13 protein-coding genes and 1 pseudogene are annotated in these 13,979 nt (G+C 72.2%); 7 read left to right on the top strand and 7 right to left on the bottom strand.

The window, feature by feature from the left end:
• Positions 1-37: 37 nt before the first annotated feature.
• The 5 genes from ACIBBH_RS01355 to ACIBBH_RS01335 are packed head-to-tail and all read right to left on the bottom strand — an operon-like array spanning position 38 to position 4,472.
• Positions 38-1,387 carry an acyltransferase family protein gene (locus tag ACIBBH_RS01355; protein WP_399400704.1) on the bottom strand — a complete coding sequence of 450 codons (1,350 nt, stop codon included), beginning with the start codon at positions 1,385-1,387 and terminating at the stop codon, positions 38-40.
• A 43-nt stretch (positions 1,388-1,430) separates the two neighbouring features.
• Positions 1,431-2,114 (bottom strand): response regulator, encoded by a 684-nt coding sequence (locus ACIBBH_RS01350; protein WP_399400702.1) that lies wholly within the window; start codon positions 2,112-2,114, stop codon positions 1,431-1,433.
• Positions 2,111-3,334 carry a sensor histidine kinase gene (locus tag ACIBBH_RS01345; RefSeq protein ID WP_399400701.1) on the bottom strand — a complete coding sequence of 408 codons (1,224 nt, stop codon included), beginning with the start codon at positions 3,332-3,334 and terminating at the stop codon, positions 2,111-2,113. Before ACIBBH_RS01345 ends, ACIBBH_RS01350 begins: the two co-directional genes overlap by 4 nt.
• A gap of 25 nt (positions 3,335-3,359) precedes the next feature.
• Complete coding sequence (locus ACIBBH_RS01340; RefSeq protein WP_399401462.1) at positions 3,360-3,638, bottom strand: hypothetical protein; 279 nt, start codon at positions 3,636-3,638, stop codon at positions 3,360-3,362.
• Positions 3,639-3,680: 42 nt separating this feature from the next.
• The gene (locus ACIBBH_RS01335) at positions 3,681-4,472 is read right to left on the bottom strand and encodes a PspA/IM30 family protein (protein WP_399400699.1); all 792 of its coding nucleotides are present in this window, start codon (positions 4,470-4,472) and stop codon (positions 3,681-3,683) included.
• A 235-nt stretch (positions 4,473-4,707) separates the two neighbouring features.
• Between ACIBBH_RS01335 and ACIBBH_RS01330 the strand changes: the two genes are divergently transcribed.
• The 3 genes from ACIBBH_RS01330 to ACIBBH_RS01320 all read left to right on the top strand — a co-directional run bounded on the left by ACIBBH_RS01330 (position 4,708) and on the right by ACIBBH_RS01320 (position 7,321).
• A complete protein-coding gene (locus tag ACIBBH_RS01330) occupies positions 4,708-5,382 on the top strand; it encodes a DUF3043 domain-containing protein (protein ID WP_399400697.1) in 675 nt (224 codons plus the stop codon).
• Positions 5,383-5,474: 92 nt separating this feature from the next.
• Positions 5,475-6,176 carry a class I SAM-dependent methyltransferase gene (locus ACIBBH_RS01325; RefSeq protein WP_399400695.1) on the top strand — a complete coding sequence of 234 codons (702 nt, stop codon included), beginning with the start codon at positions 5,475-5,477 and terminating at the stop codon, positions 6,174-6,176.
• A gap of 74 nt (positions 6,177-6,250) precedes the next feature.
• The gene (locus tag ACIBBH_RS01320; protein ID WP_399400693.1) at positions 6,251-7,321 is read left to right on the top strand and encodes a S1C family serine protease; all 1,071 of its coding nucleotides are present in this window, start codon (positions 6,251-6,253) and stop codon (positions 7,319-7,321) included.
• Between the two features lie 76 nt (positions 7,322-7,397).
• Here the strand turns inward: ACIBBH_RS01320 and ACIBBH_RS01315 are convergent, their stop codons facing one another.
• Entirely contained in the window at positions 7,398-7,610 is a 213-nt protein-coding gene (locus ACIBBH_RS01315) for a hypothetical protein (RefSeq protein WP_399400691.1), read from the bottom strand.
• A 198-nt stretch (positions 7,611-7,808) separates the two neighbouring features.
• Between ACIBBH_RS01315 and ACIBBH_RS01310 the strand changes: the two genes are divergently transcribed.
• Entirely contained in the window at positions 7,809-9,020 is a 1,212-nt protein-coding gene (locus ACIBBH_RS01310; RefSeq protein WP_399400689.1) for a bifunctional adenosylcobinamide kinase/adenosylcobinamide-phosphate guanylyltransferase, read from the top strand.
• A 94-nt stretch (positions 9,021-9,114) separates the two neighbouring features.
• Here the strand turns inward: ACIBBH_RS01310 and ACIBBH_RS01305 are convergent, their stop codons facing one another.
• Positions 9,115-10,200 carry a class I SAM-dependent methyltransferase gene (locus ACIBBH_RS01305; RefSeq protein ID WP_399400687.1) on the bottom strand — a complete coding sequence of 362 codons (1,086 nt, stop codon included), beginning with the start codon at positions 10,198-10,200 and terminating at the stop codon, positions 9,115-9,117.
• Between the two features lie 133 nt (positions 10,201-10,333).
• Between ACIBBH_RS01305 and cobT the strand changes: the two genes are divergently transcribed.
• From cobT to ACIBBH_RS01290, 3 genes and pseudogenes are all read left to right on the top strand, one after another.
• A complete protein-coding gene (gene cobT, locus ACIBBH_RS01300; RefSeq protein WP_399400685.1) occupies positions 10,334-11,461 on the top strand; it encodes a nicotinate-nucleotide--dimethylbenzimidazole phosphoribosyltransferase in 1,128 nt (375 codons plus the stop codon).
• Positions 11,462-11,529: 68 nt separating this feature from the next.
• The gene (locus tag ACIBBH_RS01295; protein ID WP_399400683.1) at positions 11,530-13,326 is read left to right on the top strand and encodes a phosphatidylglycerol lysyltransferase domain-containing protein; all 1,797 of its coding nucleotides are present in this window, start codon (positions 11,530-11,532) and stop codon (positions 13,324-13,326) included.
• Positions 13,323-13,979 (top strand): annotated as a pseudogene (locus ACIBBH_RS01290) (hypothetical protein); the annotation flags it as partial. The gene ACIBBH_RS01295 and the pseudogene ACIBBH_RS01290, both read left to right, overlap by 4 nt.

Here is a 13,979-nt window from a genome sequence, read left to right as displayed (position 1 = left end):
TCCTGTACGGGAGGGGCATCTTTTCGTCCCCGCGTCACTATGACCGGGGAGGGTCGGCTCCTGCGGCAGCTGACGAAGCGGGTGCTGGAGTCCGCGGCCGCGGCCCCTCCGCACGGGCCCCCTCGGCCAGTATCCCGGTCAGCTGGTCGTCAACGGCCGCAGCCGTACCGGCCGCCCCGGCTCCGGCGACGATCCAGCGTGCCCGTCCAGCCGAGAGCATGGACCTCCAGCATCGGTCCCGTTTGAAAGGCATCTCAAAGATTTCGGCGAACAGCCATGCCGTCACGACCGAAGCGGGCACTCCCAGAGTCAGGGTGAACCAGAATGTGGGCAGTCCGGCCGAGACATACTCCGGGGCGATTTTCCGGACGACAACCATGACGATCGGCAAATGAATGAGGTAGAGGCTGTAGGAAAAGTTGCCGAGGCTGCGCACGGGCCGCGTTGCCAGGAGCCACATCAGAAAGGCGGGGCGCCCTGTAGCGACCGCCGCAATAAACATCGTCATGGCGGGCGCGGCGGCAAGATCCACCCAGAAGTAGTGATTTACCGTCCACGTCGGTCCCTTGACCATGATGAGTGACAGTACCGGCGTGATGGCCAGGGCTGCGAGCCAGTGCCAGGGAAGGCGCCGGACCTTCTCTCGCGCGGCAATGACTCCCGCGCCGACCAGGCCGGCAACAAATACCGGGGCGAGATTCGGAGCCAGCCAGTTCACGCCTTCGACCGGAGTCGCGTTCGCCGCCGACAGGCCTCGCGCCACCGTCGGCAGCGTGACGCCCGCAAGCAGGAACACCGCCCCCAGTCGTCGCCGAACAAAAAGCAGGAACGGAAAGAGCAGATAGAGCTCCGCCTCGACGGCGATCGACCAAAACGCCCCGTTCGGCGTTGGGGCCGTGAATACGTCCTGTACTACCAGCCCGTACACGAGAACCGTTTTGCCGTCCGGTGGCCCAAAATGCGAGGCGGGCACGATGAAAAAAGCGACTGTCAGACTCAGCACGAGCGCAGCCCAGTATGGAGGAAGGATGCGTCGGGCCCGTCGGCGCAGGAACCGGGCAACACCCCCCTGACGCCAGCCGTTGCGCGCCGGAGAGATGGCTAGAGAGAAACCGGACAGCACGAGGAAGAAGACGACGGCGAGACGCCCGTACATCAGCCAGCCCAACCAGGACGGGCCCGAGTTCTCAGGGAATCCGGGAAAGGTCAGTAGCCAGCAGTGAAATAGGAGCACATACAGTGCGGCCAGACCTCGGAGCCCATCAAGACCCAGCACATGTTGTCCACCTAAGTCAGGATCGGCGCTGACGGGGTGGTTCGATTCCAGTGAGATTGTTCGACCCTTCCTCTCGGCCCGGCGCCACTCGTAGTGACTGATACGTCGCATGCAGCTAGGAGGTTCAATGGAAGACGCAGGAAGGACGGAACCGTCAGTCCCCTCTCGGCCGCACCAGGCCCGACTCGTACGCGATCACCACGAGCTGTGCCCGGTCCCGGGCACCCAGCTTGGCCATGGCACGGTTGACGTGGGTCTTCACGGTCAGCGGACTGACCTCCAGCCGCTCGGCGATCTCGTCGTTGGAGTGGCCGCCGGCCACCTGGACGAGCACCTCCCGCTCCCGCCCGGTCAGCGCCGCGAGGCGCTCCGCCCGGGCGGGGTCGCCGTCGCCGTCCCCCGCGTCGCCCTGGGCGAGGAAGCGGGCTATGAGGCCCTTGGTGGCCGTCGGGGAGAGCAGGGCCTCGCCGCCGGCGGCGACCCGGATGGCGTTCAGCAACTCCTCCGGTTCGCTGCCCTTCCCCAGAAAGCCGGACGCCCCCGCCCGCAGTGCCTGGACCACGTAGTCGTCGACCTCGAACGTCGTCAGGATGACCACGCGGACCGCGGCGAGGGCGGGGTCCGCGCTGATCAGGCGGGTGGCGGCCAGGCCGTCCGTGCCGGGCATGCGGATGTCCATCAGTACGACGTCGGCGCGCTGCTCCCGCGCGAGCGAGACCGCCTCCGCCCCGTCCGACGCCTCCCCCACCACCTCCATGTCCGGCTCGGAGTCGACGAGCACCCGGAAGGCGCTGCGGAGCAGTGCCTGGTCGTCGGCGAGCAGGACGCGAATGGTCATGCGGGGTCTCCCGGGGCAGCGGTGCGGGTCTTGATCGGCAGGATGGCCTGGACGCGGAAGCCGCCTCCGTAGCGCGGGCCGGTGGTGAGGGTGCCGCGCAGGGCGGTGACGCGTTCGCGCATGCCCAGCAGGCCGTGGCCGCCGCCGGTCGCGGGTGCCGACTCCTCGCCGGGATGCCCGTCGTCGAGGACGGTGACCTCGACGTGCGGGCCGACGCGGACCACGCTCACCTCGGCCGTGGCGTGGGGGCCCGCATGCTTCTGCACGTTGGTCAGGGCCTCCTGGATGATGCGGTACGCCGCCAGGTCGACGGCGGCGGGCAGTTCGGTGCCCTGGTCGGCGCGGGCGACCTCGACCCGGAGACCGGCGTTACGGAAGGTGTCGGCGAGGTCTTCGAGGCGGTTGAGGCCGGGAGCGGGTTCGGTGGGGGCCTCCGGGTCGCCGGACTGGCGGAGCAGGCCGACGGTGGCACGCAGTTCGTTGAGCGCGGAGCGGCTGGCCTCCCGTACGTGGGCCAGGGCCTCCCTGGCCTGGTCGGGGCGCTTGTCCATGACGTGGGCGGCGACTCCGGCCTGGACGTTGACCAGGGCGATGTGGTGGGCGACGACGTCGTGCAGGTCGCGGGCTATGCGCAGGCGTTCCTCGGCGACCCGGCGGCGGGCCTCCTCCTCGCGGGTGCGCTCGGCCCGCTCGGCGCGTTCACGGATGGCCTGGACGACCGCGCGGCGGCTGCGGACGGCGTCTCCGGCGGTGGCGCCGATGCCGGTCCAGGCGAGGATGGCGAGGTTCTCCTGGGCGTACCACGGCAGGGGGCCGGCGAGCATGGCCGCGCCGGTCAGCACGGTCATGGTGAGCAGGCCCGCGCGCCAGGTGGTCGGGCGGTCGGTGGCCGAGGCGACGGTGTAGAGGGCGACGACGGCGGCCATGGCGACCGGGGCGCGGGGGTCGCCGGTGACGCACTCGATCAGGGAGGCGGCACCGGTGACGGCGAGGACCGTCTTGGGTGCGCTGCGGCGGAAGACGAGGGCCGCGGCGCCGACGGTGATGAGCACCAGGCTGAGCGGGTCGGGACTGCGCACGCCCCAGGCGACGTCGCTCTGCCCCTGGGGGGTCACGAAGGACCCGGCGACCATGCACATCAGCACGCCCGCCGCCAGCGCCGCGTCCAGTGCGAGGGGGTGGGCCTTGAGCCGGCATCTGGCACGGTCGAGGGTGGTCACACGGTGAACAGTACGGACAGTTCCGTCAGCCCGGAATCAGGCCGTCGTCGCTCAGCAGCTCCCGGACCTCCTCCAGGGTCGCGTCGGGCGACGGCAGAATCAGGTCGGACGGTTCGAGGGATGCGTCCGGGAGGGGCTCGCCCAGGTCGCGGACCTTGGTCAGGAGGGCCTGGAGGGTGCGGCGGAAGCCGGGGCCGTCGCCGTTCTCCATCTCGGTCAGGAGCTCGTCGTCCAGCTTGTTCAGTTCGGTGAGGTGGCTGTCCGCCAGCCGCACCTGCCCCTCCCCCATGATCCGTACGATCATGTCGGCCATGTCGCCCTCCAGGCTGTGGCTGTGGCGCTCGGGCTACTGCTTGTCGAAGCGCGGCGTGTCCTGCGGCTGCTGCTGGGACTGCGCCTGGCCGGTGCCGCCCTCGATCGCCTGCTGGGGCGAACCTCCGGCGAGCTCGGCCTTCATGCGCTGCAGTTCCAGCTCTACATCCGTACCACCGGAGAGCCGGTCCAGCTCGGCCTGGAGGTCGTCCTTGGCCATGCCGGTGGGGTCGTCGAGGGCGCCGGAGGCGAGGAGTTCGTCGAGGGCACCGGCCCGGGCCTGGAGCTGCGCGGTCTTGTCCTCGGCACGCTGGATGGCCAGGCCGACGTCGCCCATCTCCTCGGAGATGCCGGAGAAGGCCTCGCCGATGCGGGTCTGGGCCTGGGCGGCGGTGTAGGTGGCCTTGATGGTCTCCTTCTTCGTACGGAAGGCGTCGACCTTGGCCTGGAGCCGCTGGGCCGCGAGGGTGAGCTTCTCCTCCTCGCCCTGGAGCGTGGAGTGCTGCGTCTCCAGGTCCGTCACCTGCTGCTGGAGCGCGGCGCGGCGGGAGAGCGCCTCGCGGGCCAGGTCCTCGCGGCCGAGCGCGAGCGCCTTGCGGCCCTGATCCTCCAGCTTGGTGGACTGCTGCTGGAGCTGGTTGAGCTGCAGTTCCAGGCGCTTGCGCGAGGTGGCCACGTCGGCGACGCCGCGGCGGACCTTCTGCAGCAGCTCCAGCTGCTTCTGGTACGAGTAATCGAGGGTCTCGCGCGGGTCCTCGGCCCGGTCAAGGGCCTTGTTCGCCTTCGCGCGGAAGATCATCCCCATACGCTTCATGACACCGCTCATGGGCTTCGCGCGCCCCCTTCTGACGGACTCCGGCTCACAGATCCTGCGACAGAACCCACAGTACGGGCCCTGCATCCATTACCGCACTGTTCGGGGACGGATGCGCTCATCCCCAAGGACGACTGCGTACGGTTCCGCTCCGGCGTAGGGAGTAGGTGACTCCCGGGTGGCCGCCGGGGTGGCGCCCAGGGTGTCCCCCGGGCGAACCGTCTGCAACGTCCCCTCTGTCCCTTACATGACGACTGGCGTTGCCGGATCGTTCCCCGCCGGGCTGCTGTCCATGCCCCACCACCCCGTACCCTTGGGTTTTGTGTTCCGTAGCCGTGCCAAGGAAGAGAAGGCCCCGGTCGCCGACAAGGCGATGGTGACCGACTCCAAGCAGCCCCGTGACCCGCAGGCCAAGAAGGGCCGGCCCACGCCCAAACGCAGTGAGGCCCAGTCCCAGCGCCGCAGCGTCGCCAGCACTCCGACGAACCGCAAGGAGGCCGCCAAGCGGCAGCGTGAGGAGCGCCGCGTCCAGCTGGAGCGGCAGCGCCAGGCGCTGGCCGGCGGCGACGAGCGGTACCTGCCGGCCCGTGACAAGGGCCCGGTCCGCCGGTTCGCCCGCGACTGGGTCGACTCGCGGTTCAACGTGGCGGAGTTCTTCCTGCCGCTGGCGCTGGTCATCCTGGTGCTGAGCGTGGTGCGGGTGCCCGCGCTGCAGAGCGTCGCGCTGCTGCTGTGGCTGATCGTGATCGTGCTGATCGTGCTCGACTCGGTCGCCAGCGGCATCCGGCTCAAGAAGCGGCTGGCCGAGCGCTTCCCGGACCAGAACGGGAAGGGCGCGGTCGCCTACGCCCTCATGCGCTCCCTCCAGATGCGCCGGCTCCGGCTGCCGAAGCCGCAGGTCAAGCGCGGAGAGCGGCCCTGAGCACGGACGCTTTCCGGGGGGGTGCGGCGGATGCCTGGCTGAGCGGGCTGGGCGGGCTGGGCGGGCTGCGGGACGTCGTACGCCAGGAGCTGGTGGCCCGGCAGCTCGACGAGCAGATAGTCGGCCGGTTCCCGGTCGGGCAGCGGCTGCGGGTGCTCGACGTGGGGATGGGCCAGGGCACGCAGGCGCTGCGGCTGGCCCGGGCCGGGCACCAGGTGACCGGCGTCGAGCAGGACGCGACGATGATCGCGGCGGCGCGCGAGGCGCTGTTCGCTGAGCCCGAGGGCATCCGCGAGCGGATGCGGATCGTCCAGGGCGACGGACGGGACACCGGCGTGCACTTCCTGCCGGGCAGTTTCGACGTGGTGCTGTGCCACGGGGTGCTCATGTACGTGGCGGAGCCCGATCCCCTGCTGGCCGGGCTGGCCCGCATGCTCGCCCCGGGCGGGCTGCTGTCGCTGCTGGTGCGCAACGGCGACGCGCTGGCCATGCGGCCGGGGTTGTCCGGGGACTGGGCGGGCGCGCTGAGCGCGTTCGACACCACCGCCTACCGCAACCGCCTCGGCCTCGACGGGCGCGCGGACCGGCTCGGCACGCTGACCGCCACGCTCGCCGGCATCGGGGCGCCGCTGCACGCCTGGTACGGGGTGCGGGTCTTCACGGACACGGCGGCGGACGGCGCGGAGATCCCGGCCGGCCTCGAGACGCTGCTGGCCGCCGAGGAGCGGGCCGGGCGGACGGATCCGTACCGGGGGGTCGCGGCGCTGCTGCACCTGTGCGGGGTGCGGGGCTGAACCGCGCGGTTCGGCGGTGCTCGTCCGGGTGAACCCGGCAAGCCGGACCATCACCCCGAAGAGACACTCGGGGCATGGAAGCTTCCCGTACGCCTGCCCTGCGGACCGTCGCTCCCGTCGTAGCCCTCGTGTGCGCCTTGGCGTTCGTCTCCGCCTGCTCCGTCTCGGATCCGTCGGCCGGGCAGGAGCAGTCGACGACGCGGGCCGCCCTCCCCATGGCGGGCAACGACCTGCAGAGCGACTACCTGAGGGTGATCAAGGACGTCCTGCCGTCGGTGGTGCAGATCCAGGCCAGCAACGACCTCGGCTCCGGCGTCGTGTACGACGGCAACGGACACATCGTCACCAACGCGCACGTCGTCGGCGACGAGAAGACCTTCCAGGTGACCACCGCCCACAGCGAGGACCCGCTCACCGCGACCCTGGTGTACTCGTACCCCGAGCAGGATCTCGCCGTCATCAAGTTGGACAGGATCCCGGGCGGGCTGAAGGCGGCGCGGTTCGGGGACTCCGAGAAGGTGCAGGTGGGGCAGATCGTCCTCGCCATGGGTTCGCCGCTCGGGCTGTCGTCCAGCGTGACGCAGGGCATCGTGTCGGCGACCGGGCGGACCGTCAGCGAGGGCCGCGAGGGCGGGGGTACGGGCGCCACCATCGGGAACATGGTGCAGACGTCGGCGGCCATCAACCCCGGCAACAGCGGCGGGGCGCTGGTCAACCTCGACGGGCAGGTCATCGGCATTCCGACGCTCGCCGCCACCGACCCCGACCTCGGGGGCAGCGCGGCGCCCGGGATCGGTTTCGCCATCCCGGCCTCGATGGTGAAGACGATCGCCGACCAGATCGTCAGGAAGGGCAAGGTCACCGACTCGGGCCGGGCCGCGCTCGGCATCACCGGGCGGACGGTCGTCAACGACGCGTTCCAGCCCGCCGGGGTCGCCGTGGTCGACGTCCGGAGCGGGGGCGCGGCCGACAGGGCGGGCATCCGGTCCGGCGACGTCATCACCAGGCTGGGCGACACCGACATCACCACGATCACCTCACTGGCCGAGGCGCTGGCGGCGGACCGGCCGGGGCAGCGGACGACGGTGACGTTCAACCGCAACGGCCGGGAGACGACGGTGGACGTGACGCTGGGTGAGCAGTGAGGAGGGCGGGTGAGGGCAGTGCCCCTGTCGGGGCACCAGGCCGGCCCTCACCGCGCCCGGGGTTCGGGACCGACCGTCAGGACTCGTCGGCGTGCAGGCTCATCGGCCCGTAGATCTCGGTGCTGTCCTCGAACAGCCGCACCTGGTCCGCGCCGCCCTCCAGCAGGGCCTTGTAGTGCTCACCGATCCAGGACTCGGCATCCCCCTGCGTGGTGAACTCCTCGGGCTGCACCGCCGGCTGGACCTCCGTCCCGTCGGCCTTCTCGAACCGCCACGTCCAAGCCACCATCTACGCCTCCCTGGTGCGACCACGTGCAGAGCGAAAGCCGGATCTCGGTCCGGCTCGTGCACCGAGCCTATTCGCTCCGCCGGGTTCGGCGTCAGAGGACCGCAGGTCGCGGGTGATCTGCGGGCCGGTGGGGGCTGACCCGGCCCCTTAGGGTGCCTCAGGCGCGCGGCACCTACGACGACACGGGAAAATCAGTCCGTGGAAGTGACTCTGCTCGGCACCGGTGCCCCCGCGGGACTGCCCCGCCCCGACTGTCCCTGCGCGGCCTGCGCCGCCGCGCTCGGGCCGGAAGCGCGGGCGGCCACCGCGCTGCTCGTGGACGGGGCGCTGCTGCTCGACCTGACGCCCGGGGCGGTGTTCGCGGCGGCGCGGGCCGGGCATTCCCTGGGCGGGGTACGGCAGGTGCTGCTGTCGCATCCGCACGAGGGACCCGCGGTGGAGGTGCCGGCCGGGCTGCCGCAGCCCGCGCGTGTGCCGGACGGGCGGGAGTTGGCGCTGCTGACGGGGCATCGGGTGCGGGCCCTGGCGATGGACGCGGGCGGCACCGGGTACGCGGTGACCGGGCCGGACGGGCAGCGGCTGCTGTACCTGCCGCCGGGCAGCGCGCCGGCCGGGCTGGAGAAGGGGGCGGAGCACGGCGAGGTGTACGACATGGCGCTCACGGACGTCGCGGGGCGGCCGGACGCGCTGGCCAAGCTGCGGGCGGTGGGGGCGGTGGGGCCGACCACGGACGTCGTCGCCGTCCACCTCGGCCACGACGTGCCGCCGGGGGCGGAGTTGCGGCGGCGGCTGGCGGCGGCCGGGGCGCGGGCGGTGCCGGACGGGACGACGCTGGTGGTGGGGGCGTACGAGGACGTGCCGGACGTGCCGCGGCGGACGCTGGTGCTGGGGGGTGCGCGGTCGGGGAAGTCGGTGGAGGCCGAGCGGCGGCTGGAGGCCTTTCCCGGCGTGCTGTACGTGGCCACCGGAGGCTCGCGGAACGGGGACACCGAGTGGGCCGCGCGGGTCTCGGCGCATCGGGAGCGGCGGCCCGGGTCGTGGCATACGGCGGAGACGTGCGACCTCGTGCCGTTGCTGGGGGAGGACGGTCCACCGGTGCTGATCGACTGCCTGTCGTTGTGGCTGACGGACGCGATGGACTCCGTCGGGGCGTGGGACGACGCCGAGTGGGCGTCCGGTGGGGAGCGGGCGTTGCGGGAGCGGGTGCGGGAGCTGACCTCGGCGGTACGGGCCGCTCGGCGGACGGTGGTCGCGGTGTCGAACGAGGTGGGGTCGGGGATCGTGCCGGCGACCTCGTCCGGGCGGCGGTACCGGGACGAACTGGGCCGGTTGAACGCGGCGTTCGCCGCGGAGTGCGAGCAGGTTGTGCTGGTGGTGGCGGGGCAGGCTGTGGTGCTGCGGGGCGGCTGATGACGCCCGGGCGCATCAGCCGGCCCGTCCGGCGTTCCACGGCGAGGCCGGTTCAGGGCCGATGCCCCGGTCTGGGGGCGGCGGCCCGAGGGGCTCAGCCGAGTCCCTTGCGCGCGATGACGCGGTACGCGTTGGAAAAGCAGGTGCGCCGGAACAGGGGGGCCAAGGCGTGGTCCAGGAGCGCCGCCGCGGCGACCAGAGGGGTCGTCGCCCGTAGGAGCACCGCTCTGAGAGCCCGTTGGAGTTCGTTCGGCGGGCCCGGTCTCCACGGGACGTCGGGGGGCGGCAAGGCGCGGCCGAGGGCCAGGGAGAGGGCGGCTGAGAGGTCGTACGGGATGTGGGGAGTGCCGCGGTCCGTCCGGAGGACCGTGCAGCCGTGGGATTCGAGTTCCGCGCGGAGGTTGTCCAGGGGCACCAGGTGGAGGTGCCGGGGCTGGCAGTGGGGCAGCCACCACTTGCCCAGGAGCGTGGCGAAGGCGCTGCGCGGGTCGGGGACCTCGACCAGCAGATGGCCGCCGGGGCGGAGTACGGCGAGCGCGGCGTGGAGTTCGGCCCGGGGGTCGGGGGTGTGTTCGAGGTGGTGGAACATGCTGACCACGTCGTAGCGGGAACGCAGGCGGTCGAGGACCCCGGGGGTCGTGAGGTGCCCCCAGTGGGCCTCCTCGACGCGTTCCTCCCGGCGGGCCTCCGCCACGCGGAAGGTCGGGTCCAGCCCGTCGAAGGACGTGTACGGGAACAGTTCCCTCGCCGCCTGCGGGAAGCGGGCGTCGCCCGTGCCGACGTCCAGCCAGCTCTCCGGCTCGGGAGGAAGCAGCCCCAGCATCTCGCGCGCCGCGCGCCGGTGGCGTCGGCGTCCGGCGCGCGCGGCGAGGACGCGTTCCGCGAGGTCCTCCGGATGCCCCTCGTGGAAGTCCTGGTGGTAGAAGGCGAGCCCGTCCGCCGTGAGCCGGGGGTTCTGGAAGGCGTGCCCGCAGTCACGGCACTCGTCGACGGCGAACGTGCCCGGCTTGCGCTGGAGGAGGTCCGGGGCGCGCAGCCGGGTGCGCAGCCGCCGCGAGCCGCACCAGGGGCAGTCGTCGCGGCGCGGCTCCTGGAACCGGTCGGTGCCCAGGGCGAGTTCGGCGGTGTACATGGCCCGGCGCCGCTCGAGGTCGGCCAGGGTGGGGGGCGAGGGCGGCATGGGCGACTCCCTGTACGACATTCCGCTGCAAAGCGGAACGTATGGGATGCCGATCTTGGGTGCAACGACGTCGTGGGGGTGGGGTGGCGATGTGGCGCGGAACTGTTCGATCGCTGCCGGTACTGTTCGGCGAATGAGCTCGCTTAATCTCGACGACTTCACCGATCTGATCGAGCGCCCGGACGGGGGCGTGCGCCGTGACGCCGAGGTCCGCCGGGAACGCCAGATCGTGCCGCCAGGGTCACTGGGCCGGCTCGACGACCTGGGTGAGTGGCTGGCCGCCGCACAGGGGGCCGTACCGGTACGGCCGGTCGAACGGCCGCGGGTCGTGCTCTTCGCCGGTGACCACGGCATCGCCGAACGGGGCGTCTCCGCCCGGCCCGCGGGCACCGCCGACCAGCTGGTCCGGGCGGTCCTGGAGGGCGCGAGCCCGGCATCGGTGCTGGCGCGGCGGCTCGGGGTGCCGGTGCGGGTGGTGGACATGGCGCTGGACTGCGCGCCGGAGTCGCTGCCGGCGGAGGTCGTACGGCACCGGGTGCGGCGCGGCAGCGGCCGTATCGACGTGGAGGACGCGCTGACCCAGGAGGAGGCCGAGGCGGCCTTCCGGGCGGGTGTCGCCGTGGCCGACGAGGAGGCCGACTCCGGTACGGATCTGGTGGTGCTCGGCGATGTGAGCGTCGGCGGGACCACGGCGGCCTGCGTGCTGGTGGCCGCACTGTGCGGGACCGACGCGTCCGTGGTGACCGGGCGGGGCGGCCTGGCGATCGACGACCTGGCGTGGATGCGCAAGTGCGCCGCCATCCGGGACGCGCTGCGGCGGGCGCGGCCGGTCCTGGGCGACCAGTTGCAGCTGCTGGCGACCGTGGGCGGGGCCGACCTGGCGGCGATGACCGGGTTCCTGCTGCAGGCCGCGGTGCGCAAGCTGCCGGTGATCCTGGACGGGGTCGTCGCGGCCGCGTGTGCGCTGGTCGGGCAGCGGGTCGCGTTCCGGGCGCCGGACTGGTGGCTGGCCGGGCACGACAGCGGGGAGCCGGGGCAGGCGAAGGCGCTGGACCGGATGGCCCTGGAACCCCTGCTGAACCAGGGGGTGACCGTCGGCGAGGGCGCGGGGGCGCTGCTCGCCCTGCCGCTGGTCCAGGCGGCGGCCGCGCTGGCGGCGGAGCTGCCCGAGCGGGAGCCGGCGGAGAAGGAGCCCGAGGAGCAGGACCTCAAGGAGCCCGAGTCCGAGCCGTCCGAGTCCGGGTCCGGGGAGACCGGCTAACCGGCGGAGAGGGTGGTACGGCCAGAAAATCCCGGTTCGTCGGAGCAACGCCCATATGATCCTCCCTCATGGGAGATGCCCGAATTGCCGCGGATCAGGAAGCCACCCCGGACCGACCGGGTGAGAACGGGCGGCGATCCACCGGGGCGTCCCGGCGGGCCGCCGCCTTCGCCGTCTGGTACCTGCGCGCCGTCGCCTTCATCAACTTTCTCAGCGCCGTGTGGGTCTCCCTGGGCCAGGACGTGCGGCGCCACAACCAGGAGAACTTCTTCACGCCGTACCTGCTGACGGCCGGCTTCGCCTCGGGCGTGTTCACGACGTTCCTGGCGATCACCATGCGGCGCCGCAAGCGGGCCGCGTGGATCCTGAACCTGGTGCTCAGCGGCCTGTTCCTGGCCCTGTTCGCGTTCGCCATGGCGTTCCCGGAGATCCGGCGGTACGCGCAGAACTGGATCTCCCTGGTCCTCACGGCCGCCTTCGTCGCCTCGCTGCTGCTCGGGCGCCGGGAGTTCTACGCCAAGGGCGACCGGTCCAACCCCAAGCTCGCCGCGACCGTCGCGATCGGGGGCGGCCTGGTCGCCTCGCTGCTGGCCGCACTGCTGGTGACGGTCACCAACCAGGCCCCGGACGCGGCCCGTTCGACGTTCTGGCAGCGCTGGCACTACGGCACGCTGCGGCTGGTCTCGGTCGCCGCCGACGAGACCCGGTTCCCCGGGATCACGTCCCCGAACTGGGTCAACGTCGCCATCAACGTGATGAGCACGCTCCTGGTGCTGGCCGTGTTCTACGCCGCCTTCCGCTCCCGGCGCGCCGTCGACCCGCTCACCGAGGACGACGAGAAGCGGCTGCGGGCGCTGCTGGACCGGCACGGCGAGCGGGACTCGCTCGGGTACTTCGCGCTGCGCCGGGAGAAGAGCGTGGTGTGGTCACCGACCGGGAAGGCGGCGGTGGCCTACCGGGTGGTGGGCGGGGTGTCACTGGCCTCCGGGGATCCGATCGGCGACCCGGAGGCGTGGCCGGGGGCGATCGTGCCGTGGCTGGCTCAGGCGCGGGAGCACGGCTGGATCCCGGCGGTGATGGGCGCGAGCGAGGAGGCGGGGACCGTGTACGCCCGGCACGGTCTGGACGCGCTGGAGCTCGGTGACGAGGCGATCGTGGAGGTGGCCGAGTTCACGCTGGAGGGGCGGGCCATGCGGACCGTCCGGCAGGCGTACAACCGGGTGAAGCGGGCCGGGTACACGGTGCGCATCCGGCGGCACGCGGACATCGCGGACGACGAGATGGCGTACCTCGTGCGGCGGGCGGACGACTGGCGGGACGGGCCCACCGAGCGCGGGTTCAGCATGGCGCTGGGCCGGCTCGGGGATCCCGGGGACGGGCAGTGCGTGATGCTCGAGTGCACGGACGCGCGAGGAGAGCTGCGGGCGCTGCTGTCCTTCGTGCCCTGGGGGCCGCACGGGCTGTCCCTGGACCTGATGCGGCGCGACCGGGACTCCGACAACGGGCTGATGGAGTTCATGGTCATCGAGCTGCTGCGCCGGGCCGGCGAGATCGGGATCACCCAGGTCTCGCTCAACTTCGCCATGTTCCGTTCCGTCTTCGAACGTGGCGCACGCCTCGGCGCCGGGCCGGTGCTGAGGCTGTGGCGGTCGCTGCTCAGCTTCTTCTCGCGCTGGTGGCAGATCGAGTCGCTGTACCGCGCCAACGCCAAGTACCGGCCCATCTGGGAGCCCAGGTTCCTGCTCTTCGAGAAGAGCGCGGACCTGCTGCGCATCGGCCTGGCGTCGGCTCGCGCGGAGGGGTTTCTGGAAGCGCCGGGGCTGCCGAAGTGGCTGCACCGCAAGCACCTGGAGACCCGCAGATGAACTCGTTCGCCCGCTGGGCCCGCGCCGAATGGGGACTGCTGTACGTCACCGTGCGCGAGCCGCTGCTGAAGCGGCGCTGGCGGGCGGTCCCGATGACGGCCGGGGCGGTGTGTCTGACGGCGGTGCTGCAGGTCGTGCAGAACCAGTCGTGGGGCTACCAGGTGGTCCAGAACACCGGGGCCGTACGGGCCGGGGACCCCCTCTGGGCGGCGTTGCTGCGGACCCCCCTCTCCCTGTGTGTCCCGGCGCTGGACCTGCCGATGTGGGGCGCGCTGGCGCAGATCCTGTGCGTGTTCGGCATCGCCGAGATCTGCCTGGGCCGCCGGCGGACGCTGGCCATCGCGTACATGGCCACGTTCGCCGGCACGCTGTACGCCCGCGTCGGCATCGCCCTGGGCCCGCACCACCCCCTGGGCCTGCCCGGCACGGACGCCCAGGTCGTGGACACCGGCCCGTCGGCGGCCGTGGTGGGGCTCGCGGTGTACGTGGGCCGGCGGTACGGCGCCTACGTCACGGCGGCCGGCGTGGCCGCGGCGATGCTGGTCGAGGTCCTGGTCAAGGAGAACCTCGCGGGCAGGGAACACCTGGCGGCCCTCGCGGGCGTCGCCCTGCTGTGCGCGGCCGAGACCCTGCGCCGGCATCGAGCGCCCCGG

This window comes from Streptomyces sp. NPDC051636 (assembly GCF_044453765.1).
Taxonomy (GTDB): Bacteria; Actinomycetota; Actinomycetes; order Streptomycetales; family Streptomycetaceae; genus Streptomyces.
Note: the sequence above shows the minus strand (reverse complement) of the source record. Positions and strands in the feature narration are given on the sequence as shown.

Bases quoted from the DNA above. Each gene is read 5' to 3' on its own strand.
- ACIBBH_RS01340 (WP_399401462.1), bottom strand. From the start codon at position 3,638: ATGATCGTACGGATCATGGGGGAGGGGCAGGTGCGGCTGGCGGACAGC.
- ACIBBH_RS01295 (WP_399400683.1), top strand. From the start codon at position 11,530: ATGGGAGATGCCCGAATTGCCGCGGATCAGGAAGCCACCCCGGACCGA.
- cobT (WP_399400685.1), top strand. From the start codon at position 10,334: ATGAGCTCGCTTAATCTCGACGACTTCACCGATCTGATCGAGCGCCCG.
- ACIBBH_RS01315 (WP_399400691.1), bottom strand. From the start codon at position 7,610: ATGGTGGCTTGGACGTGGCGGTTCGAGAAGGCCGACGGGACGGAGGTC.
- ACIBBH_RS01350 (WP_399400702.1), bottom strand. From the start codon at position 2,114: ATGACCATTCGCGTCCTGCTCGCCGACGACCAGGCACTGCTCCGCAGC.
- ACIBBH_RS01330 (WP_399400697.1), top strand. From the start codon at position 4,708: ATGACGACTGGCGTTGCCGGATCGTTCCCCGCCGGGCTGCTGTCCATG.
- ACIBBH_RS01335 (WP_399400699.1), bottom strand. From the start codon at position 4,472: ATGAGCGGTGTCATGAAGCGTATGGGGATGATCTTCCGCGCGAAGGCG.
- ACIBBH_RS01305 (WP_399400687.1), bottom strand. From the start codon at position 10,200: ATGCCGCCCTCGCCCCCCACCCTGGCCGACCTCGAGCGGCGCCGGGCC.
- ACIBBH_RS01355 (WP_399400704.1), bottom strand. From the start codon at position 1,387: ATGCGACGTATCAGTCACTACGAGTGGCGCCGGGCCGAGAGGAAGGGT.
- ACIBBH_RS01320 (WP_399400693.1), top strand. From the start codon at position 6,251: ATGGAAGCTTCCCGTACGCCTGCCCTGCGGACCGTCGCTCCCGTCGTA.